This is a genomic window from Mediterraneibacter sp. 210702-DFI.3.120 (assembly GCF_020561005.1).
GTDB classification, from domain to species: domain Bacteria; phylum Bacillota; class Clostridia; order Lachnospirales; family Lachnospiraceae; genus Mediterraneibacter; species Mediterraneibacter faecis.
Map to the genome: position 1 here is coordinate 217,383 of NZ_JAJCNG010000001.1, position 21,882 is coordinate 239,264.

Here is a 21,882-nt window from a genome sequence, read left to right on the forward strand (position 1 = left end):
TGTTAACGCACCTCCTTTTCTGACATAAGACCGACAGATGCCGGTGTTTCATGCATCTTCTTTGTCGCACACTCATAGGTATATGCTGCACGGATCAAAGTTTTTTCTTCAAATACATTTCCGATCAGCTGCATACCGATTGGAAGTCCTTTGCTGTCTTTTCCAACCGGAACGCTCATTCCCGGAAGACCTGCAAGATTGACTGAGATTGTATAAATATCTCCCAAATACATCTTCATCGGATCACTTAAGCTCTTTCCAAGCTCCGGAGCAGTTGTCGGTGCTGCCGGTCCGAGAATGATGTCATAATTACGGAATGCACGGTCAAACTCTTTCTTGATTAAAGCTTTTGTTCTAAGTGCCTTCAGATAGTAAGCATCATAATATCCTGAACTTAAGACAAAAGATCCAAGCATGATTCTTCTCTTTACTTCAGGACCAAATCCTTCTGAACGTGTTTTCTTGTACATGTTATGAAGTCCATCGTAATCTTTCGTACGATAACCATATTTCACACCATCAAAACGTTCCAGGTTAGAACTTGCCTCTGCATCTGCGATCGTATAATAAGCAGGGATTGCATATTTTACAAGTCGCAGATCAAACGCCTCAACAATCGCACCCTTTTCTTCGAGTACTTTTGCTGCCTTCATCACAGCATCATTTACTTCAGGATCCAGACCTTCTCCCATATAGTCTCTTGGGATTCCAATACGGAGTCCTTTCACATCATCGACAAGTGCTTCTGTGAAATCACAATCATCACGATCCATGGAAGTGCTGTCCTTCGGATCATGGGATGCAATTGCTTCAAGAATTGCCGCACAATCCGATACATCTTTCGCTACCGGTCCAATCTGATCTAAAGAAGATCCATATGCGATAAGTCCATATCGGGAAACGGTTCCATAAGTTGGTTTTAGTCCGACAACTCCACAGAAAGAACTCGGCTGACGAATGGATCCGCCGGTATCAGATCCAAGTGCATAATAACATTCGGACGCTGCCACTGCCGCACAGGAACCACCGGAAGAACCTCCCGGAACATGCGCTGTGTTGTGCGGATTGCGTGTCGGTCCGTAATAAGACGTCTCTGTTGTACTTCCCATGGCAAATTCATCCATGTTTGTCTTACCAATGATAACCGCTCCTGCTTTTCTGAGGTTCTCAACTGCCTCTGCCGTATAGGTCGGTTTGAAGTTGGAAAGAATCTTTGAACTACATGTGGTAAGCTGTCCCTCGATACACATATTATCCTTTACCGCAACCGGAACTCCTGCAAGTGGACCTGTCAGTTCGCCCACATCTATTTTCTTCTGAATTTCCTCTGCCTGTGCATAAGCACCTTCTTCATCTATCGTCACAAAGCTGTGAATCTCTGACTCCGCTTCTTTGATCTGTCCAATCACTGCATCGACTGCTTCTCGTACAGTTACTTCTTTTGCTTTGATCTTCTCGCCCAGTTCAAGGGCTGTAAGTTTTAATAAATCCATCTGCTCTCACTCCCTTAACCAATTGTCTTCGGCACTTCAAAACTGTCCTCTTTACGAAGTGGTGCATTCGCAAGTGTCGCTTCTTTGTTATCGCCATTTGTCACCACATCTTCACGGAACACATTCTGTACCGGAAATACGTGAGACATCGGTTCGATTCCTGCTGTATCAAGTTCATTTAATGTATCTATATAATCCAGCATCTGCTCCATGTCTTTTTTCGCTGCTTCTTTCTCTTCCTCTGAAAGTTCCAGCTTTGCAAGGATTCCTACATACTCGATTGTTTCATCGGATATTTTATTTGCCAATTTAATCATCCTTTCTTTCTACTCTGTCTTTGCTAATCCTGACAATTTCCAAAATCAGTATCATAAATTTCTCATCTTATTGCGACCTGTAGCGGTACATATCATAGAAACTGTCATAGTTCTGGTTTTTTACTGAGCCGGACGGCGTCAGGATTAAATCCCCATCATCCACTTCCAGCTCCGTCCCTTCCGGGAAAACTGCATTTCTATAAGATTCTGACCCATCTGTATCATAAAACCAGAGTCCATAGTTTTCATAATTGAGATTTTCATTTTCCTTATCATAAAGATCACCAAGATAAATCTTGTAATGAAGCTCCGCCCAGTCGACTCCTGATGCCTCGGTCACATCATACCATCCTGCCGGGAAATCTGTTCCCGCCGTATAAGTGTTTCCGGCTTTCAATGTTACCTGCTCCGTCAGCGGATTTTCTTCCAGCTGCATCTGTTCCGTCTGTGCATTCTCAGAATGAAACTGGACAACCAGTCCTGTATCAATCTTCAGATGACCTCCTGTATACAATCTCACATCGTCCAGATAATCTCCTGCATCCGTATCTGACTCATCTTCACTAAAATAAGAATAGTAATAAATCGAATTCTCAGGATCATCCTGCTGCATGGAGCCTTCTCCTGAGACAAGCTCCACTTCATAAGTCCCTTCCGGGATCTGTGCTCCGATTTCATACTCCCCATATCCTAATACACAGTCATAAGTTGCTCCTGTTTCAGAAAGTTCTCTCGTTGTATTCATATATGGATCATACTCAGACTCCACTTCGCTGCCATCATCATTCCAGTCATAATCTGAGGAATGGAAATCATCCCCAAATGAGGAAATGAAATCACCAACTGAACCTGCAATGCTTGTAAATGATACGATTGCCACGATAATTCCCGCAAGAATTCCACTGATTTTCCTTGCTTTTTTCTGTTCCTCATAAGATCCTGTATGAGCCTTCCTTGCCGGATTAAATACCGTCGGCCCACCTGGCTGCATCTGCCCTGTCTGTGGGATTTCAATCCTCGGATTTTCTTTTTGCTGATATTCTGTCTGCGTTCTTTTCCGTCCGTTATGACTCTCACAGAGATGTCCCGCATCCTTCTTTTTCTCCCGGTTTTTTGTCTCTCCAGTGTCATTCTGTCGTTTCTGGGAATATGTCATTTTTTTCTTGCGGTCAAAACTGCTCTCATTCAGCCTGTAATTCTTTTTGTCTAGCTTTGTGTTATCCAGCCCGCAGGAACTGCAACGGCCATTAATTAATTTACCTCCGCAAAGATAACATTCTTTTTTCTTAAACATAAAGATCCTCCCTCGTTTCTACTCCTTAAGTTTCTGACCACAACATCCTGTGGGCAGTTCTCTTTCTAAGTTCAGACCTTCACATCCAACAGTTTTTTCGTTCAATCCAGGGGGATTGACCCGTTTTTTGTATTCTCTTCTTATGGTTCCAGACGACTTAAGTCTCTTGGGAATAATGTTGTTTCTCTTACATTGTCTTCGTTCATCATCTTCATTGTCAGACGTTCCATACCTATTCCAAGACCTCCGTGTGGTGGCATTCCATGCTTAAATGCACTTAAATACTGCTCCATGCCTTCATCTGTCATACCTCGCTTCTCCATCTTCGCAAGAAGTTCATGATAATCATGAATACGCTGTCCGCCGGTTGTGATCTCCATTCCTCTGAAAAGCAGGTCAAAACTGAGCGTGTAAGTCGGATCCTCCGGATCATCCATTGCATAGAATGGACGTTTCTTTGATGGATAATGAGTAACGAATACAAAATCTGCATCCCATTCTTCCTTCGCATAACGGCTGATCAATGTCTCTTCCTCTGGTTCCAGGTCAAATGGGTTCTTGATCTTTCTGTCATACTTCTCGGATACCAGTCGTTTGATCTCGTCGAATCTTACTGCCGGAATATTATCTGTCTTCGGTACTTCGATATTCAGAATCTGAAGTTCTCTTGCATACTCTTTCTTCAACAGCTCCATCGTATACTGAAGAAATCCCGTTTCCATTGCCATGATATCTTCAAATCCATCAATATATCCCATCTCGAAATCAAGGCTTGTGTACTCATTCAGATGACGCTTTGTGTTGTGTTTCTCTGCACGGAATACTGGCGCTGTCTCAAAGACTCTGTCGAATACTCCGACCATCATCTGCTTATAGAACTGTGGGCTTTGCTGAAGGATCGCCGGTCTGTGGAAATACTCCAGACGGAAAAGGTTCGCACCGCCCTCTGCACTCTTGGCACCGATTTTCGGAGTATGGATCTCTGTAAATCCTTCTTTATAAAGGAAATCACGGAACCCTCTTACGATTCCTTCCTGAATTCTGAACTTCGCACGCTCTCTGATATTTCTCAGAGAAATCGGTCTGTAGTTTAATTTTGCTTCCAGAGATGTGTTCAGCTTCCACTTTGCAATCGGAAGCGGCATTGGCTCTGCCGGCTCACTTAAGATCTTCAATTCACCAAGGCGAATCTCAATCCCATTCGGAGCTTTCGCAGACTCTACAAGCACACCTGTTACCTCTACTGTATCTGCTTCCTTCACATCTTTCAAGTCAAATTTGGAAATATCTTCTTCATATACACACTGAACAAGTCCTTCTCTTTTTCTGAGAATAATGAATGCAATTGTTCCCATATCACGGATCGTATGGATCGCACCATTTACTTTCACTTCAGTTCCAATTCTTCCCTCTTCGAGAAGTTCACTCAGTTCCAATGTTTCCTTCTTTTTTACACCTGTTACAAATTCCATAATTCTTCTCCTTTCAGATTCCAGCATCCCGAGAAGAACTTTTCTATACAAAAAGTCCCGGGATACATCAGTATCCCGGGACGGAAATTACAATCATAATATCCGCGGTACCACCCGCATTGAATCTCAGTCTTCACATTTCAAATCTTATCCCTGTGTAAGCCAGATTCCACTCTTTGCATGTAACGTATGCTCCACGTGCTGCCCTACTTCATCTGTTCAGACAGCCAGCTCCCAAGTGTTCCCTTAATCCGCTCCGCTGTCCGGCGCTCTCAGTCGGTGACGCCAACTTCCTGTCAGTTTCTGTGAATCAGAGTCTTGTTCTTAGCCTTTTTCTGGTTCAGCACTTTAGTCTGCTAAAACTTGTTTCCAATATTAGCACATCATTTTTTGATTTTCAAGAGTTTTTATCTGAATTGTCACACATTTTAACATTTTATCAGAATGAGGCTTTTTCAACCTATCGGTTTTGTGTACTTTCAACAATTTCTTCCTGTACTGTGCTTAATGCCTGATCCAGCTGGTTATCCGCTTTGGGATTCTCTTCGTCATACTGATACTCCACCTCGACATCCGGCTCAACACCTTTCCCATTGATGCTTCTTCCATTTGGAGTATAATACTCTGCAATCGTCACTTTCAGACAGGTTCCATCTCCCAGATCCATCAATTGCTGCACAACACCTTTTCCATACGTTGTAACTCCGACAATCTTCGCTGTTCCATAATCCTGTACTGCACCGCTGAAGATTTCAGATGCGCTGGCACTGTACTGGTTTACAAGAACTGCCATTGGTTTCTTAAATTCATGAGTTCCGTCACAAGTGATTTCGTCTGTCTTTCCATTCTTGTCCTTTGTTGATACAATTGTACCTTCCGGAAGAAGCAGACGCAGCATATTTGTAACTGTATCAAGACTTCCGCCCGGGTTGTTTCTCAGGTCAACAATAAGACCCTGCATTCCCTGCTTTTCAAGATCGTCCAACGCTTCTTTAAACTGGTCATAAGTTACTGTATCAAACTCAGACACTCTGATATAGCCAATCTGGTTCTCCTTCATCTCATACGAAACTGTCTTCACTTCGATCGTATCTCGTGTGGCAGTCAGTTCCAGCTCTTCTCCGTCTCTGAGAACTGTAATCTTTACCTCTGTTCCCTTTTCTCCTTTAATCCAGGACACCACCGTGTCAAGCTGCTCATCACCAACCTCGTGGTCATCGATTTTCTCCAGAATATCTCCTGCTTTCAGTCCTGCTTTCTCTGCCGGAGAGTCTTCATAGACATTTACAATTGTGGCATAGCCCGTATCCGCATCTTTTGTCAGCGTTGCACCCACACCTGAAAATGTTCCGCTTGTTGATTCCATCAGAGCTTTCGTCTCATCTTCATCATAATAAACAGTGTACTTATCTCCCAGTGCACTCGTATATCCGGAATAAATTCCTTCTGCCAGCTTATCTGTATCAATTTCATCTTCATACAGATAATATTTATCAATCAAAGCATTCAGCTTATTCAGTTTTTTTGATACCTCTTTTTCTGTCACTTTACCAGATGCATAACTGCCGGCTGTGTTCGTAATGACCCTGAATCCCCCAAGGAGAAGCAGGCTGACAAGAACTGTTGCAAGAATTCCGGTAACAATCCCGGCTCCATATCCCTTTTTCTTTTTCTGTTCCATTGTCTGTCCCTTTCGCTGTTATTTAAAGAAAAGGACAAAGCAGAATCTTCCACTTTGTCCCCCTTTATTCTTTGAATCACTTTCATGTAAACATGAAAGGAAGATTTTGAATCCCTTTGTCTTACATATAATTATTTGGATTCACTGGTGTTCCGTTAAGCTCCACCTGGAAATGTAGATGTGCTCCGGTTGAATATCCTGTAGAACCAACATATCCAATCTGTTGTCCTTTTGCTACTCTCTGACCGGCACTCACACAAATTGAGCTGTGATGCATATACTTTGTCACCAATCCATTTCCATGGCTTATAACAACCCAGTTTCCTGCACTGTTGCTCCAGCCTGCCGTAATGACTGTTCCGGCTGCTGCTGCATATGTAGGTGTTCCTGTCGGTGCGGCATAATCATTTCCTTTATGTGGTCTTGAATCGAAAGATCGAACCTCTCCAAAATAACTGGACTGGTACGTCATTCCCGGACATGGATGTGTAAAATATCCACTTCCGCTCACCACGTTTCCGCTGGAAGCCGGTCTGGAACTACTGCTTCCGTTACTACTGCTTCCGCTATTGTTCTTCTTTGCCGCAGCAGCAGCAGCCGCCGCTGCCTGCTCTTCCTGAAGACGTTTTGCTGCTTCTGCTTTCGCCTTGAGGTCTGCAAGAAGGTTCGCATTATCTGTAATCTGATTCTGAATCTCCGCAATCTGTGCTTCCTTACTGCTGATCAGATTCTGTGCTTCCGTCTGCTGACTTACCAAGCTTGTCTGTAATGTATTCAGTTTCTCATACTCATCTTTAAGCTTTGCTTCCTTTTCTTCTACAGCTTTCACCGTTTCCTGAAAAGCAACAAGCATATCTCTGTCATAGGAAGAAAGCTTTGATACATACTCCGCTTTATTGAGCAGATCACCAATATTGCTGCTGGACATCAGTATCTCAAGGAACTTGGTATTACCACCCTCATACATGAATTTGATTCTCTTCTTCATGCTGTTATACTGATCATCCTCATCAACCTTCGCCTGTACAAGCTCTTCCTCAGCTGTTGAAATTTCAGTTTCCTTGGCACTTAATTCTTCCTGTGTCTTGTTCATCTGGTCAATTATGGAATTAAGTTTCGCAGCAAGTGTATCTTTTTCAGCCTGAGCTGCACTCTTCTGTGATTGCAGCTCATCTGCTTTTTTCTGCGCTTCATCAATTGTCACAGCACCGGAAGTAATTGTCATTGACAGCATCATTCCGACTGACAGAACCAGTGCTGTCACCTTTCTCATCCGTCTTTTCATAGGTATCTCCTATTACACTCTTAAGTGCTTACGAACAGTGAAGTAACTTCCGAGGAATCCAATTCCAATTCCCATTGCAAGCCCGATTGGCAACAAATAGATATATACATTTCCAACCGGAAGGAATGTAATGATATTCTTCAGAATGCTAAACTTCTCCATAATATATACTACAGCCTTGTCATAAAGGAAATATAACAGAGCAAGCGGAATAACTGCACCGAATAATCCGATGATCAGACCTTCGATTACGAATGGTGATCTTACTACAAAGTCCTTCGCTCCGATATATTTCATGATTGCAATCTCTTCTTTTCTGACTGTAATACCTGTTGTTACCGTATTACTGATCAGGAAGATCGATACTCCGAGAAGAATTGCGATAATCGCAATTGAAACATATGCAACAAGCATATTCACACTGGAAAGTGTGTTCGCTACAACATCTGACTTATTGACCTGTCTAACTCCGTCCAGACTCTGTGCAAATTTAACCAGATCCTGCTGCGTAGCTGAAAGAGACTTACTCTTCGCAATCAGATCCTTATTATTACCTTTTACCGTCTTCATGTAGACTTCATAGTTATCAGAATGTGCCAGCGGGTTATCATCCTTAAAACCTTCTGCAAGTTCCGGGTTGTCTCCAAAATAATCTTTCTGGAATTCTGCCCATGCATCATCTGCTGACACATACTTCACTTCCGAAACATCATCACGGGATTCAAGCTGCTCACCGATCTCTTTCTTCTGTTCCTCTGTTGCGTCATCATTAAAGAGTACGGTGATTGCAACACCTTCTTCTGCACTTTTAATAATATACTGGAAGTTAACAAGTATCGAGAAAAACAATCCAAACAGGAAAATACATGCTGACATCGTCGCTATGGATGCGAGTGAAAACATCTTGTTTCTCCAGATATTCTTAACGCCCTGCTTTCCAACGTATCCAAATGTACTAATCCTCATCTATATACCCACCTTTTTTCTCATCACTGACGATTACGCCCTGCTTCATAGTAATGACGCGTTCGTTCATCTCGTTTACGATCTCCTGGTTATGTGTAACAACAAGTACTGTTGTTCCACGCTCATTCGCCTCTTTTAACAGACTCATGATCTCCCATGAGTTTGTCGGGTCAAGGTTTCCTGTCGGCTCGTCCGCCAGCAGAATGGCAGGTTCATTTACAATTGCTCTTGCAATCGCTACTCGCTGCTGCTCTCCACCTGAGAGTTCCTTTGGGAATGACTTATACTTCTGTGCAAGTCCTACCAGTGACAGAGCTGCCGGTACCTTCTTCTTGATCACACGGGTCGGTGTCTCAGTCACACGCAAAGCGAATGCAATATTCTCATAAATATTACGATCCTTCAGAAGACGGAAATCCTGGAATACAACTCCAAGTCCTCTTCTGTATTTAGCAATGTTTCTGTGTTTCATACGGTTCAAATTCTGGCCGTTGACGATAATTGTACCCTCGGTCGGATTCAACTCTTTCATGATCAATTTGATCAATGTAGACTTACCTGATCCACTGTCACCAACGATGAATACGAACTCTCCGCGTTCAATCTTCACGGAAACACCATTCAAGGCTGCGTGACCTTTGGAATACTCCTTCGTCACATTCCTTAATTCAATCATATGTTCCTCCTAAAACTTATCTATACTCCTACGGTTCTAGTACTCTAATGTCTCCATATACTTCATATACTTTACTACCATTAAGGCAATCTTGAAAGTAATGGCATCCTCAAACACACGCAGATCCAGACCGGTACTCTTCTGAAGCTTATCCAGTCTGTATACCAGTGTATTTCTGTGGATATAGAGCTGTCTGGATGTCTCTGATACATTAAGACTGTTCTCAAAGAACTTATTGATCGTTGTCAATGTCTCTTCATCAAAGTCATCCGGAGATTTTGCTTCGAAAATCTCTTTGATAAACATCTTACAAAGTGGCAGCGGCAGCTGATAGATCAGACGACCGATTCCAAGTGTTGTATAAGCAACGATATCCTTCTCATCAAAGAAAATCTTACCTACATCAAGTGCAAGCTTCGCCTCTTTGTATGACTTGGATACTTCCTTGATATCACTTACGATGGTTCCGTATGCAATATGGATCTGCTCGTCGCCTCCCTCTGCCTGGAGCGTATCCAGCATCTCTTTCGCCATCTTCTCAAGTTCCTTATTGCCGTCCTTATCTGAGAGTTCTTTCACAACAATAATATTCTTCTCATCAACAGCTGTGATAAAGTCTCTTGACTTTCCTCCCAGAAGATTTCTCACATTATCAAGTGCAGCACTGTCTTTCTCGTGCGATGTTTCAATAATAAAGATAACACGTTTTACTTCTGTGTCAATATGTAATTTCTTTGCACGATTGTAAATATCAACCAAAAGAAGGTTGTCTAAAAGAAGATTTTTGATAAAGTTATCTTTGTCAAAACGCTCCTTATAGGCTACAAGCAGACTCTGGATCTGAAATGCCGCAATCTTACCGAGCATATACACATCTTCTGTCTCGCCATCTGCAAGCAAAACATATTCCAAACGCTGTTCGTCAAAGATCTTAAAGAACTGGCATCCCTGGATCACCTGGCTGTCTGCCGGGGATTCAACAAAAGAAAGAACCGCTTCCCCACAATCTTTTGCCATATCAAATGTTGCTGCAAGTTCCTTGCCTTCTGTGTCGAGTACACAGAAATCAACCCTTGATATTCCCTTTAATCCTTCAATAGTGTTTTGAAGTATCTGATTCGAAATCATCCTTTTTTCCTCCACTCTGTACGATGTATTGCTGATTACAGCAAACTGTAAGTAGTAACACGCATGTGCATATTCCACAATTTTTTTGTATGCATTATTTATCCGTACACATACCCTTATATTATATTAAGGCAAAACAGCAAAAAAAGAAAGAGGAAATCCATCTTTTTTATGCATTTCTTAGTCGAATCTATGAAATATTCACATTTTTATCTTTTAGCATTCTTCACAAAGACTAATTCTGCTTCTCTACTTTATAGCGAAATACTTTCTTTACTAACATTCTCTTTATCCGGCTTGTCATCTTTCTGTCGTCAAAGCTGCGCATCAGAACTGATCCACAGCCAATCCAGACTCTTGTGTCGATCAATGCCCGGTTCTGTTCAATAAAATCTTCCTGCGCCGGCGATGGAAGGACTGATAAAATACAATCTGCCTCTGAGCCATTGACTGCATTCACTATTCCATGGATCCTGTCTGCATCTGTCAACTCTCCGTCTTCCAGATGGATCACGGCATCTCCTACCACACGGATTCCCTGATTATACCTTGCAAGAGCTTCCTCTGCTTTTACCAGTTCCTCCTGACTGGCTGCCAGAAGATAGATCTTATGATGGTTCTTCTGTAAATATTTCAAAAACATTCTTAAGAATAATTTATTATCCGTCTCACGCAGCAATCTTGCATCATCCGTTTTCGCTGCCTCAAGAATCTCTACACTTCCCGGAAGGACAAGATCCTGCATTGAAACCTTTTTTTTCCACTCCGGATTTTCATGTTCTTTCATCAGAGATTCCATCGATACAAGTTCAATGGTATTGACGGAATCGCCTTTCATGAATCCGATTGCCTGCATCATTGCTTCTTTTGCCTTGATGCAGGAAATCTCCACATCAAATATTGAAATTTTTTCTGTCATTTATGCCACCAAAGTTATCACTTTCCAAAAGCTCTGCGAATTCTAACGCAAAATAATTTCTCCCAATTCTGTCTATTTTACCAAATTTATCCTGATTTGTCAAAAGCTGTGTCATTCAAAATTTTACTTTTGTTTATCTTTCATCATTTTTATCCGCAATTTTTGTCTGTTTTTTTATCTCTCGTCTTCTTCCGGTGACCATTCCGCCAATTCGTCCTGTCTCTTTTGATGTTAATGACTTCCACCCATCCTGCATCACGCGATCTAAAAGGCCTAATTCTTCTGCTATCTCATACTTCAGTTTTTCTTCCGGTTCAAGTTCTGTAAGATTGATTGTCTTTTCCTTTTTTCTTCCCATACTTCTTATTGCTGCATACAGCATCCTCCTTTTCAGAAGTATTTACAGGAAAAGAAATTTTATTCGCCACTTACATGAATCGCACCAAGAACCTCTCCGATCGGAGCCGATATTACAAGCTCTGCCCGGACAGTTCTGGCTGTTTCTGATTTATTAATCACAACAATGTGTTTTCCGTGAAAATAATCAATAAAACCGGCTGCCGGATAAACAACAAGGGAAGTACCTCCGATGATCAGCATGTCGGCTGATGAAATTGCTTCGACTGCCCCTTGGATCGTCTTCTGGTCAAGTCCCTCTTCATAAAGTACTACGTCCGGCTTAATCATCCCGCCGCAGCTGCATCTCGGAATTCCTTCTGAATTCTTCACATATTCCGCATCATAGAACTTCCCACATTTCATACAGTAATTTCTGTGGATGCTTCCATGAAGTTCATAGACTTTTCTGCTTCCTGCCGCCTGATGCAGTCCATCAATATTCTGTGTCACAACAGCCTGCAATTTTCCGGCCTGCTCCAATTCTGCCAGTTTCAGATGGGCAGCATTTGGCTTCGCATCCAAAATCATCATCTTCTCTTTATAAAACTCATAGAATGCTTCCGGATATTTCATAAAAAAGCTATGACTGACCACCTGTTCCGGTGAATACTTATATTTCTGATGATAAATTCCTGTTGCACTTCGAAAATCCGGAATATTACTTTCTGTTGATACACCGGCTCCTCCGAAAAACACGATCCGGTTACTCTCATCAATCATTGCCTGCAGCTGCTCAATCTCTTTCTCGTACATCTTGCATACTCCTTTCTCAAACCACACTTGCCAGATTCCTGTCACCTTAAGGCACACTGCCTTCTGCACCGGTGAAATGTTTACAAGGACTTTCCTAATATAGAACAAAGAATGTGCAAAGGCACATTCTTGCGCCTGCGGCGGTCGCTTGCGACACCTACCTTGTACGCCGCAGTGCGCATCCTTAGCGGAGCGTTTTTAATATATTAGGAAAGCACTTTCCTAATATATTAAAAAGACAGGTCCGTCCTTCACCTGCATTCAGCTGTGTCTGACTCCCTGTCTTTTCTTAAGTAAACCTGTTCCCGGTACGTCCGGAAAGCGATCTTATATCTTTTATTTATATCTTACAGATCGATTTTTCCTGTTGTATCTCCATTAACAACATAATATGCTGCTGACTCTTCCGGTTTCAGATAAATCTTAACATCTTTCATGTCTCCGACTTTATTCTTCAAATCCTTTGTCCATACATCTTTGACTTTCTTAAGAATCTCTTTCTCTGTATACTCTTTACCAGAGAACTGAAGGAAGAATTCTGTCTTCAGATCAGCTTTCTTTGTAGTCTTAGTTGCTGTCTTCTTAGCTGCTGCTTTCTTTACAGTCTTTACAGCCTTTTCAGCTGTATCTTCTGCTTTTGCTGCAACCTTCTTAGCTGCCTTCTTCACTGTCTCTTTCACTTCTTCTGCCTGAACTTCTGGTGTATCTACCAGCACTGCTGCCTTTGTTTCAAGTTTCTTTGTTGTGTCTTTCTTTGTCTCGATTGCTTTCGCAGCTGCTGTCTCTTTCTTCTCTGCCTTTACTGTTGCTGTTTCAGCTTTTGTTGTTGAAGATGTCTTCTTTGTTACCATACTTGTTTCCCTCCTAAAATATACACCCAAGTATATTGGCACTACCTCATTACAATGTTATTCTTAACGCGAAATAATAACAAGAACTTTTGTCCGTAATGATAAATTATTCACGATACAGATTATTGTAACTCATTTTTGACAAAACGTCAAATTTTCCTTGATAATTATCATTTTATTCCTCTGAAGAATATCCCCTGAAAAATTCTGAAAGTCCGTCCAATGTCTTCATAAGAACCGGAATCTCTTTTTCATCCAGTCTGTTCAGCACAGCATTTGTCATCTCCCTGTGAAACTCCTCGTGATGATAGTAAGCCTTCTCCCCTTTTTCTGTCAGCCAGATATACACCACTCTTCGATCCTCTTCACCGCGGGCACGCATTACATACTTCTTGTTTACCAGCCCATTCACCGCTGTGGTCAGAGACCCTGCCGTAATCTTCATCTTCTTTGCCACTACAGACATCGTTGTCTTTCCTGAAACACCGATTGCTTCTATTATATGCATATCGTTGTTTGTGATGTCTTTAAACTCCTCTGTAATGATTGCCTTTTTCTCCAGCTCCCAGATTTCATTAAATAAATGTACCAGAATGTCATTGATGGTATTATACGCATCCATCTTTTTTCCTCCTCGTCTTCTACTGTTCTCTGATCTCTTCAAACAGCTCTTCTCTATTCAATCTTCCGGGATCACTTTCATTCTGGTCTGCTATCTTAATTCAGACAATGCCATGTTTTCTATCTCTTACATTCGACGAAATCTGTCGTATCTTCTATCTGTCAGTTGTTTTTCTGAAAGGCTTCCATATTGTTCAAGGAAATGTTCCATCTTCTCTTCCAGTTCACAGAGCACAGGAACCATCGTATCTTCCCGGTACACTTCAGGCTCGCAAATTATTTCTTCGATCACCTTAAGTTCCTTAAGATCTGCTGCTGTCAGACGCATCACCCCTGCCGCCTCTGACGCTCTCTTGCTGTCTTTCCACAAAATGCTTGCAAACCCTTCCGGTGAAAGTACTGAATACACTGCATTCTCCATCATCCACACTTCATCTGCAACTGCAAGTGCAAGCGCACCGCCGCTTCCACCTTCTCCGATTACAATTGAAAGAACCGGCACTTTCAAAGCTGACATCTCATACAGATTCCGGGCAATTGCCTCACCCTGTCCACGCTCTTCTGCCTCCATTCCGCAGAAAGCCCCCGGAGTATCCACAAAACAGATGACCGGACGCTGGAACTTCTCTGCCTGTTTCATCAGACGCAGTGCTTTTCTGTAACCTTCCGGAGACGGCATTGCAAAATTCCGTTCCAGATTTTCTTTCGTTGTCTTTCCTTTGCACTGGGCGATCACAGTAACTGCTTTTCCATGAAAATACGCAATTCCTCCTACTACTGCCGGATCATCCTTATAATATCTGTCTCCATGTAATTCTACAAAATCTGTAAACAATCTGTCAATATAATCCTTACCGACCGGGCGTTCTTTTTCCCTGGATTTCAGAACACGCTCCCAGGCTGACACATTTTCTTTTACTGCAGATATGTTTTTTCTGTTCTCTTTTTTCTTTTCCGGACAGTCTTCTTTCTTTTCATCTGTAACCGTATGCATTTTCAGAATCTGCCCCAGTACTTCCTTCATCTCATCCCTGGTTACGATCTGATCAACAAATCCATGCTCAAGAAGGAATTCAGCTCTCTGGAATCCTTCCGGCAATTTCTGTCCGATCGTCTGCTCGATCACACGCGGACCGGCGAATCCGATCAGTGCTCCCGGTTCTGCAAGAATGATATCTCCAAGCATAGCAAAGCTTGCTGTGACACCTCCCGTAGTTGGATCAGTCAATACCGGAATATAAAGAAAGCCTGCATCACTGTGGCGTTTCAGTGCTGCTGAAGTCTTTGCCATCTGCATCAGGGAAATGATTCCCTCCTGCATACGTGCGCCTCCGGAACAGGTAAAAAGAACAACAGGAAGCCTCTCCTCTGTTGCACGCTCGACTGCACGGGTAATCTTTTCTCCTACCGCATGTCCCATACTGGCCATCATAAATCTTCCGTCACAGACCCCGATCACAACCGGATACCCACAGATTGTTGCTTTTCCTGTAACAACCGCTTCATCAAGCCCTGTCTTTACTCTTAAAGCTTCGACTTTTTCTGTATAGCCCCGGAAATCCAACGGATTCTCCGGTCTTTCCCCTTCATCGATCTTTTCATTCCATTCTTCAAAAGAGCCTGCGTCTGTCACAAGCTCAATTCTCTTATATGCCGGAATACGAAAGTATCCATGACATTTAGGACAAATATATTTTCCGTTGATTACTTCATCTGTTAAGATTGCTGCACCGCATTTATTACATTTTTTCAAGATTCCTTCCGGTGCTTCCGGCCTTCTTCTGTTTCGTGAATGAATCGAAGTGATCTTCTCTCCGGTCTTTTTAAACATATTATGCAGTCTCATTCATCATTCCTCCGATAAACTCCACATCAATATCTCCAGATATGAATTTTTTATGATTCAAAATCTCATACTGATAATCAATATTTGTGTCCACACCTTCAATAATAACTTCGCCAAGTGCGCTTCTCATTTTACGAATAGCCTCTTCTCTGTCGTCAGCATGTACAATCAGTTTCGCAAGCATGGAATCATAATAAGGCGGAACTTCATATCCTGTGTAAATCGCACTGTCTACACGTACGCCTTCACCACCCGGGAAATGTACATCTGTGATTTTTCCAGGAGACGGGCGGAAATTCTTTTTCGGGTTCTCTGCATTAATCCTGCATTCGATCGCGTGACCTGTGATCTTGATGTCTTTCTGCTGAAGCTTTAGTCTCTGTCCGTCTGCAATCTTAATCTGCTCTTTGATCAGATCGATTCCTGTCACCCATTCTGTCACCGGATGTTCTACCTGGATTCTTGTATTCATTTCCATAAAGTAAAAGGCTCCACTCTTTTCTAAGAGAAATTCAATCGTTCCGGCATTCGTATAATGAGCTGCCTTCGCCGCTTTCACAGCCGCTTCTCCCATCTTCTGTCTCAATTCCGGTGTCAGTGCTTCTGACGGAGATTCCTCGATCATCTTCTGATGATTTCTCTGAATGGAACAGTCTCTTTCTCCAAGATGGACCACATTTCCATACTTATCTGCAAGAATCTGAAATTCTATATGACGCGGATGTTCTACAAAATGTTCCAGATACATTGTTCCGTCTCCGAATGCCATCTGCGCTTCTTTCTGTGCTGTCTGGAAACTTGCCTGGAACTCGTCCGGTGTCTGTGCGACACGCATTCCTTTTCCTCCACCGCCAAGTGCTGCCTTAACGATGATTGGATAACCAATCTCACCAGCGATCTTCTCGCCTTCTTCTACGGTATAGACAGGCTCCTTGCTTCCCGGAATAACCGGAACACCTGCTTCCACCATCGTATTTCTTGCAACGGATTTATTTCCAAGAGCACTGATCACCTTTGAATCCGGTCCGATATATGTGATCTTGCACTGTTCACACAGTTCTGCAAATTTGCTGTTTTCAGAAAGGAATCCAAATCCCGGATGGATTGCATCTGCGCCGGACACAAGTGTTGCACTGATGATATTCTGCATATTCAGATAACTTTCTGCGGATGGAGCAGGACCTATACAGACTGCTTCATCTGCGAGCTGGGTATGCAGCGCATCTTTATCTGCCTCAGAGTAAACAGCAACCGTACGGATTCCCATTTCTCTGCAGGCGCGGATCACCCGGACTGCAATCTCCCCTCTGTTCGCAATTAAAATCTTCTCTATCATTTCTTCTGCTCCTGATTTTTTTATTCTCCAACCATAAATGTAAGTTCTGCCGTAACAACGACCTTTCCGTTAACTGTTGCCACAGCTTCTCCTACGCCTACCGGTCCTTTTCTTTTAATAATCTTTGTCTCTAATTTCAACTGATCTCCCGGAAATACCATTCCTTTGAAGCGACATTTTTGTACACCACCGAAGAATGCAATCTTTCCCTGATTCTCCGGTACACTTAAGATTGCCACAGCTCCTGTCTGAGCAAGTGCCTCAAGAATCAGAACTCCAGGCATTACTGCTTTCTGTGGGAAATGTCCACGAAAGAAATCCTCATGATAAGAAACACCTTTGTATCCAATTGCATATTCTCCCGGAACATAATCTTCAATCTTATCAATCAAAAGAAATGGATGTCTGTGCGGAATGATTTCCTGAATCTGTTCTACATTTAAACTATTCATATCTGAATTCCTTTCTTAAACAATTCTAAAAATCGGCTGGCCGTATTCTACCGGTTCTCCGTTCTCTACAAGAACTTCTGCAACTGTACCGGCACATTCACTCTCAATCTCATTCATAAGTTTCATCGCTTCTATGATTCCGACAACCTGTCCGGCTTCGACCTTGTCACCAACCTTAACAAAACTCGGTGCATCCTCTGCCGGTGCTGCGTAGAAAGTTCCAACCAGAGGTGAAACGATCAGTTCACCTTCTGTTTCTTTTATCACTTCCTGATGCTCTTCCTGTGTGTGATCCGCTTCATTTCCTGGATTTTGCAGAATTTCTGCTGTCTGAAGACCTGCTGTGACAGTTCCTGTCACCGGAACTACTCCCGGACTCTGTATAATCTCCACCTTCTGCTGTTCTTTCTTCAGATTCAGCTTTGTTCCATTTTCTTCATATTTAAAATCTGTAAGCTCAGAAGCAGAGACTGCTTCGATCAGCTTCAATATTTCTTCCATCTTCATCTTCGCTTCTCCTTACTCTTCGAAACGTTTTACAAGAAGAGACACATTGTGCCCACCAAACCCAAGAGAATTAGAAATTACACAATTCACTTCTTTCTCTACCGGTGCGCCTACTGCATAATTCAATCCACATTCCGGATCTACATTCTTTGTACCAACTGTCTGATGGATGAAATTATCCAGAATACTCTTTACGCAGACAACAAATTCTACTGCTCCTGCTGCTCCAAGAAGATGACCGATCATAGATTTTGTTGAATTGACAACTACATTTTCGGCTGCATCTCCTAATGCATAACAGATCGCACGCGTCTCAAAGAGGTCATTGTGATGTGTACTTGTTCCATGGGCATTGATATAATCCACTTCTTCCGGTGCCACACCAGCCTCTTTCATTGCAAGTTTCATCGCCATTCCGGCTCCTTCTCCATTTTCTGCCGGAGATGTAATATGATAAGCATCTCCTGTAGAGCCGTACCCAGCGAGTTCTGCGTAAATCTTCGCGCCTCTCGCTTTCGCGTGTTCAAGTTCTTCCAGAACTACGATTCCGGCTCCTTCTCCGAGGACAAATCCATCCCTGTCCTGATCAAACGGACGGGAAGCTGTCATTGGATCTTCATTTGTAGACAGTGCTGTCAACGCAGTAAATCCTGCAATTCCGGTCGGACAGATACAGCTCTCTGTACCCCCTGCAACACAAACATCCAAGTCACCATACTGAATCGCACGGAGTGCATCTCCGATACTGTTAGATCCTGATGCACATGCTGTCACGACATCTGTACATTTTCCTTTCAGTCCAAGCTGGATAGATACATTTCCTGCTGCCATATTGGAGATCATCAACGGAACCATCAATGGATTTACACGCGCCGGTCCTTTTGTCTGGATCTTGTCGTAATTCTGCTCTACACAGCTGAGACTTCCGATACCTGAACCGATGATCGTTCCCACACGGTAAGGATCTTCCTGCTCCATATCAAGTCCCGCATCCGCAAATGCTTCCTTTGCTGCTGCAACCGCATACTGGGAGAACAATTCCATTCTCTTTGCTGCCTTGAAATCCATTCGTTCTTTTCCAACGAAATCTTTCACTTCTGCTGCCAGCTTAACCTTATAATCTGTTGTATCGAATTTTGTGATCGGACCAATTCCAACTTTACCTGTTTTGATTCCGTTCCAGAATTCTTCTACTGTATTTCCAATCGGTGTCACCGCACCCATTCCGGTTACAACAACTCGTCTCTTCATTTTCCTACTCCTTCTATTCTTACATCGCCATTCCGCCGTCGACATGCAGCGTCTGGCCTGTGATATAACGTGCTTCATCAGAAGCAAGAAATGCCGCCGCATTCGCAATATCTTCTGTCTCTCCAAACTTTCCAAGAGGGATCTGGGCTGTTGCTCCTTCTTTCACCTTCTCTGAAAGTACTTCTGTCATCTCTGTGTTAATAAATCCCGGAGCAATCGCATTTACGGTAATTCCTCTGGAAGCCAGTTCTCTTGCCGCACTCTTTGTGAGTCCAATCACTCCAGCCTTTGATGCAGAATAATTAGCCTGTCCTGCATTTCCAAGAACTCCTGATACAGAAGACAGGTTAATAATTCTTCCGGATCTCTGACGCAGCATCTGTCTTGAGACTGCACGGATACAATGGAAAGTCCCTTTCAGATTCGTATCGATCACAGCATCAAAATCCTCTTCTGCCATCTTCATAAGCAGTCCGTCTCTTGTAATTCCCGCATTGTTCACAAGGATATCTATTCTTCCGAATTCTTTAATGATTGTCTGAAACATCTCATCACAAGATGCTGCATCTGCCACATCACACTGCATGATCTGTGCTGTTCCGCCTGCAGATTCAATCTCTGTTTTCACTTCCTGCGCGCGCTCTTTCGATCCATTATAATTGATCACTACTGCTGCGCCCTCCTGTGCCAGACGCAGCGCGATCGCTCTTCCGATTCCTCTGGAAGCACCTGTCACTACCGCAACTTTCCCTGTCAGTCTGTCTAACATAATTCATTTACCACCTTATCTACGTCTTCCCAGGTTCCGACGTTATACACTTTCACCTCACAGTTTATCTTTCTCAAGAAACCAGCCAGTGTTCTTCCAGGCCCGATCTCGACAAATGTATCTACACCGTCCGCGATCAGAAGTTCCATACTCTGCTGCCATCGTACGGAAGATGCTACCTGACGTGCGAGCAGTTCTTTTGTCTTTGTAATATCAGTTACATATTCTGCTGTCACATTCGTCACATATGGGATCTGGAGATCAGAAAAATCTACCTGTTCCAGTTCTTTTCCAAGCTCTTCTCCGGCCTGCTCCAGAAGGGAAGAATGGAACGGTCCACTGACATTAAGCGGAAGGACTCTCTTTGCTCCGGCTTCCTTCAGTGCATCTGCTGCCTGTTCCACATCTTCCTTCCATCCTGTAATCACAATCTGTCCCGGACAATTGTAGTTGGCGATCATTACACCACTTCGATCTGCCAGCACTTCCTCAATCTTTCCGGCATCCAGTCCAAGAACCGCTGCCATGGCTCCCTGACCACCCGGTACTGCATTCTGCATCAGAATACCGCGTTTTCTTACTGTTGTGATTGCATTTTCTGTGCTCATTCCTCCTGCTGAAGCAATCGCACAATATTCACCCAGGCTTAAGCCTGCTGTGACATCCGGGGCGAGTCCCCGTTCTCTTAATACCTTCTCCATTGCCATACAGACAGTCACAAGTGCTGCCTGTGTATATTCTGTCTGATCCAGAAGATCATTTTCTTCAAAACAGAGTGCTTTCATATCCAGTCCAAGCAGTTCACTTGCACGGTCGATCACCTCTGCTGCCGTCTTACTGTTTTCATAGAAATCTTTTCCCATTCCGGCTTTCTGTGCTCCCTGTCCCGGGAAAATAAATGCGATCTTACTCATAGAATCCTTTTCCTCCGATCAGTTCATCTGTCTGTGAGACCAGCTTCTGAATCACTTCCTGACAGGTAAGCTTCTCCTTGATCATACCTGCGATCTGCCCTGCCATCACGCTTCCGCTCTGAACATCTCCATCAACAACAGCTCTCCTGAGTCCTCCTAGTGTCAGATGTTCAAGTTCTTCGAATGTTGCTCCTGCCTGTTCTTTCTCAAGATACTCTTTCGTCATTTTATTACGAAGAGCACGAACCGGATGACCTGTAGATCTTCCTGTCACACGAGAATCAATATCCCTTGCTTTCAAAATGCATTCTTTATAATTCTCATGCACCTGTGCTTCTTCTGTCACAACAAAACGTGTTCCAATCTGGACACCCTCTGCTCCGAGCATAAATGCCGCTGCAATTCCTCTTCCATCTGCAATTCCTCCGGCTGCGATCACCGGGATTTCAACTGCATCTACAAGCTGCGGAACGAGAACCATCGTTGTATTCTCACCGATGTGTCCGCCTGCTTCTGTTCCTTCTGCCACCAGAGCATCTGCTCCACAACGCTGCATTCTCTTCGCCATCGCTACAGAAGCAACTACAGGGATCACTTTGATTCCGGCTTCCTTCCACATCTTTACATATTTTTCCGGAGATCCTGCACCTGTCGTGACAACTGCGACACCTTCTTCAACAGCCACCTTTGCAACTTCATCTGCATAAGGACTGATCATCATAATATTGATTCCAAACGGCTTATCTGTCAGCTTCTTTGCCTCACGGATCTGTTCTCTGACCCACTCGGCCGGTGCACTTGCTGTTCCGATCAGTCCAAGTCCACCGGCATTTGAAACTGCTGCCGCCAGATGATATTCCGCAACCCATGCCATACCGCCCTGAATGATCGGGTACTCAATTCCAAGTAATTCTGTTATTCTCGTTCTCATAAGAACTCCCTTCTTGATCAC

22 protein-coding genes are annotated in these 21,882 nt (G+C 43.3%); all 22 read right to left on the minus strand.

The annotated features are described in order from the left end of the window. Positions 1–2 precede the first annotated feature (2 nt). Positions 3–1,493: an Asp-tRNA(Asn)/Glu-tRNA(Gln) amidotransferase subunit GatA gene (gene gatA, locus LI162_RS01125; RefSeq protein ID WP_020436414.1), complete on the minus strand. Its 1,491-nt coding sequence runs from the start codon at positions 1,491–1,493 to the stop codon at positions 3–5. Between the two features lie 14 nt (positions 1,494–1,507). Then, positions 1,508–1,801, minus strand: a complete 294-nt coding sequence (gatC, locus tag LI162_RS01130; protein ID WP_055157609.1) for an Asp-tRNA(Asn)/Glu-tRNA(Gln) amidotransferase subunit GatC — start codon at positions 1,799–1,801, stop codon at positions 1,508–1,510. Positions 1,802–1,877: 76 nt separating this feature from the next. After that, the gene (locus LI162_RS01135) at positions 1,878–3,104 is read right to left on the minus strand and encodes a hypothetical protein (RefSeq protein ID WP_227155512.1); all 1,227 of its coding nucleotides are present in this window, start codon (positions 3,102–3,104) and stop codon (positions 1,878–1,880) included. Between the two features lie 140 nt (positions 3,105–3,244). Further along, positions 3,245–4,576: an aspartate--tRNA(Asn) ligase gene (aspS, locus tag LI162_RS01140; protein WP_020436411.1), complete on the minus strand. Its 1,332-nt coding sequence runs from the start codon at positions 4,574–4,576 to the stop codon at positions 3,245–3,247. Between the two features lie 460 nt (positions 4,577–5,036). Then, positions 5,037–6,257: a S41 family peptidase gene (locus LI162_RS01145; protein WP_227155514.1), complete on the minus strand. Its 1,221-nt coding sequence runs from the start codon at positions 6,255–6,257 to the stop codon at positions 5,037–5,039. 121 nt (positions 6,258–6,378) lie between these two features. Beyond that, complete coding sequence (locus LI162_RS01150) at positions 6,379–7,542, minus strand: murein hydrolase activator EnvC family protein (protein ID WP_227155516.1); 1,164 nt, start codon at positions 7,540–7,542, stop codon at positions 6,379–6,381. Positions 7,543–7,554: 12 nt separating this feature from the next. Then, complete coding sequence (gene ftsX / locus LI162_RS01155; protein WP_055146201.1) at positions 7,555–8,508, minus strand: permease-like cell division protein FtsX; 954 nt, start codon at positions 8,506–8,508, stop codon at positions 7,555–7,557. Next, the gene (gene ftsE, locus LI162_RS01160) at positions 8,498–9,184 is read right to left on the minus strand and encodes a cell division ATP-binding protein FtsE (protein ID WP_055146204.1); all 687 of its coding nucleotides are present in this window, start codon (positions 9,182–9,184) and stop codon (positions 8,498–8,500) included. The genes ftsX and ftsE overlap by 11 nt, the downstream gene beginning before the upstream one ends. A gap of 36 nt (positions 9,185–9,220) precedes the next feature. After that, positions 9,221–10,312, minus strand: a complete 1,092-nt coding sequence (locus tag LI162_RS01165; RefSeq protein WP_015528338.1) for a PucR family transcriptional regulator — start codon at positions 10,310–10,312, stop codon at positions 9,221–9,223. A gap of 235 nt (positions 10,313–10,547) precedes the next feature. Continuing rightward, on the minus strand, positions 10,548–11,231 hold the full coding sequence (locus tag LI162_RS01170; protein WP_020436407.1) for a WecB/TagA/CpsF family glycosyltransferase: 684 nt from the start codon (positions 11,229–11,231) through the stop codon (positions 10,548–10,550). Between the two features lie 133 nt (positions 11,232–11,364). Beyond that, positions 11,365–11,589 (minus strand): small, acid-soluble spore protein, alpha/beta type, encoded by a 225-nt coding sequence (locus LI162_RS01175; RefSeq protein WP_055157607.1) that lies wholly within the window; start codon positions 11,587–11,589, stop codon positions 11,365–11,367. A gap of 59 nt (positions 11,590–11,648) precedes the next feature. Then, entirely contained in the window at positions 11,649–12,383 is a 735-nt protein-coding gene (locus tag LI162_RS01180) for an NAD-dependent protein deacylase (protein WP_227155518.1), read from the minus strand. A 347-nt stretch (positions 12,384–12,730) separates the two neighbouring features. Then, complete coding sequence (locus LI162_RS01185) at positions 12,731–13,234, minus strand: DUF6465 family protein (protein ID WP_055146210.1); 504 nt, start codon at positions 13,232–13,234, stop codon at positions 12,731–12,733. Between the two features lie 175 nt (positions 13,235–13,409). After that, a complete protein-coding gene (locus LI162_RS01190) occupies positions 13,410–13,856 on the minus strand; it encodes a MarR family winged helix-turn-helix transcriptional regulator (RefSeq protein WP_015528342.1) in 447 nt (148 codons plus the stop codon). 126 nt (positions 13,857–13,982) lie between these two features. Further along, a complete protein-coding gene (locus LI162_RS01195; protein WP_227155520.1) occupies positions 13,983–15,701 on the minus strand; it encodes an acetyl-CoA carboxylase carboxyltransferase subunit alpha in 1,719 nt (572 codons plus the stop codon). Beyond that, the gene (locus tag LI162_RS01200; protein ID WP_226900994.1) at positions 15,688–17,037 is read right to left on the minus strand and encodes an acetyl-CoA carboxylase biotin carboxylase subunit; all 1,350 of its coding nucleotides are present in this window, start codon (positions 17,035–17,037) and stop codon (positions 15,688–15,690) included. Before LI162_RS01200 ends, LI162_RS01195 begins: the two co-directional genes overlap by 14 nt. Before the next feature lie 20 nt (positions 17,038–17,057). Further along, positions 17,058–17,489, minus strand: coding sequence for a 3-hydroxyacyl-ACP dehydratase FabZ (gene fabZ, locus LI162_RS01205; protein ID WP_015528345.1), 432 nt, complete (start codon positions 17,487–17,489; stop codon positions 17,058–17,060). A gap of 15 nt (positions 17,490–17,504) precedes the next feature. Continuing rightward, positions 17,505–17,996, minus strand: coding sequence for an acetyl-CoA carboxylase biotin carboxyl carrier protein (accB, locus tag LI162_RS01210; RefSeq protein WP_015528346.1), 492 nt, complete (start codon positions 17,994–17,996; stop codon positions 17,505–17,507). 12 nt (positions 17,997–18,008) lie between these two features. Continuing rightward, complete coding sequence (gene fabF / locus LI162_RS01215) at positions 18,009–19,247, minus strand: beta-ketoacyl-ACP synthase II (RefSeq protein ID WP_015528347.1); 1,239 nt, start codon at positions 19,245–19,247, stop codon at positions 18,009–18,011. Positions 19,248–19,266: 19 nt separating this feature from the next. Further along, positions 19,267–20,016, minus strand: coding sequence for a 3-oxoacyl-[acyl-carrier-protein] reductase (gene fabG, locus LI162_RS01220; protein ID WP_054751492.1), 750 nt, complete (start codon positions 20,014–20,016; stop codon positions 19,267–19,269). Then, positions 20,010–20,930, minus strand: a complete 921-nt coding sequence (fabD, locus tag LI162_RS01225; protein WP_227155522.1) for an ACP S-malonyltransferase — start codon at positions 20,928–20,930, stop codon at positions 20,010–20,012. Before fabD ends, fabG begins: the two co-directional genes overlap by 7 nt. Continuing rightward, complete coding sequence (fabK, locus tag LI162_RS01230) at positions 20,923–21,879, minus strand: enoyl-[acyl-carrier-protein] reductase FabK (protein WP_334300958.1); 957 nt, start codon at positions 21,877–21,879, stop codon at positions 20,923–20,925. The genes fabD and fabK overlap by 8 nt, the downstream gene beginning before the upstream one ends. Positions 21,880–21,882: the final 3 nt, after the last annotated feature.

What these genes read in the sequence shown, in the direction of transcription:
- LI162_RS01195 (WP_227155520.1), bottom strand. Translation starts at nt 15,701, where the DNA reads ATGAGACTGCATAATATGTTTAAAAAGACCGGAGAGAAGATCACTTCG.
- ftsE (WP_055146204.1), bottom strand. Translation starts at nt 9,184, where the DNA reads ATGATTGAATTAAGGAATGTGACGAAGGAGTATTCCAAAGGTCACGCA.
- LI162_RS01165 (WP_015528338.1), bottom strand. Translation starts at nt 10,312, where the DNA reads ATGATTTCGAATCAGATACTTCAAAACACTATTGAAGGATTAAAGGGA.
- LI162_RS01190 (WP_015528342.1), bottom strand. Translation starts at nt 13,856, where the DNA reads ATGGATGCGTATAATACCATCAATGACATTCTGGTACATTTATTTAAT.
- aspS (WP_020436411.1), bottom strand. Translation starts at nt 4,576, where the DNA reads ATGGAATTTGTAACAGGTGTAAAAAAGAAGGAAACATTGGAACTGAGT.
- gatA (WP_020436414.1), bottom strand. Translation starts at nt 1,493, where the DNA reads ATGGATTTATTAAAACTTACAGCCCTTGAACTGGGCGAGAAGATCAAA.
- fabF (WP_015528347.1), bottom strand. Translation starts at nt 19,247, where the DNA reads ATGAAGAGACGAGTTGTTGTAACCGGAATGGGTGCGGTGACACCGATT.
- LI162_RS01170 (WP_020436407.1), bottom strand. Translation starts at nt 11,231, where the DNA reads ATGACAGAAAAAATTTCAATATTTGATGTGGAGATTTCCTGCATCAAG.
- ftsX (WP_055146201.1), bottom strand. Translation starts at nt 8,508, where the DNA reads ATGAGGATTAGTACATTTGGATACGTTGGAAAGCAGGGCGTTAAGAAT.
- LI162_RS01180 (WP_227155518.1), bottom strand. Translation starts at nt 12,383, where the DNA reads ATGTACGAGAAAGAGATTGAGCAGCTGCAGGCAATGATTGATGAGAGT.
- fabG (WP_054751492.1), bottom strand. Translation starts at nt 20,016, where the DNA reads ATGTTAGACAGACTGACAGGGAAAGTTGCGGTAGTGACAGGTGCTTCC.
- LI162_RS01200 (WP_226900994.1), bottom strand. Translation starts at nt 17,037, where the DNA reads ATGATAGAGAAGATTTTAATTGCGAACAGAGGGGAGATTGCAGTCCGG.
- fabD (WP_227155522.1), bottom strand. Translation starts at nt 20,930, where the DNA reads ATGAGTAAGATCGCATTTATTTTCCCGGGACAGGGAGCACAGAAAGCC.
- LI162_RS01145 (WP_227155514.1), bottom strand. Translation starts at nt 6,257, where the DNA reads ATGGAACAGAAAAAGAAAAAGGGATATGGAGCCGGGATTGTTACCGGA.
- LI162_RS01150 (WP_227155516.1), bottom strand. Translation starts at nt 7,542, where the DNA reads ATGAAAAGACGGATGAGAAAGGTGACAGCACTGGTTCTGTCAGTCGGA.
- LI162_RS01185 (WP_055146210.1), bottom strand. Translation starts at nt 13,234, where the DNA reads ATGGTAACAAAGAAGACATCTTCAACAACAAAAGCTGAAACAGCAACA.
- LI162_RS01135 (WP_227155512.1), bottom strand. Translation starts at nt 3,104, where the DNA reads ATGTTTAAGAAAAAAGAATGTTATCTTTGCGGAGGTAAATTAATTAAT.
- LI162_RS01175 (WP_055157607.1), bottom strand. Translation starts at nt 11,589, where the DNA reads ATGGGAAGAAAAAAGGAAAAGACAATCAATCTTACAGAACTTGAACCG.
- fabZ (WP_015528345.1), bottom strand. Translation starts at nt 17,489, where the DNA reads ATGAATAGTTTAAATGTAGAACAGATTCAGGAAATCATTCCGCACAGA.
- accB (WP_015528346.1), bottom strand. Translation starts at nt 17,996, where the DNA reads ATGAAGATGGAAGAAATATTGAAGCTGATCGAAGCAGTCTCTGCTTCT.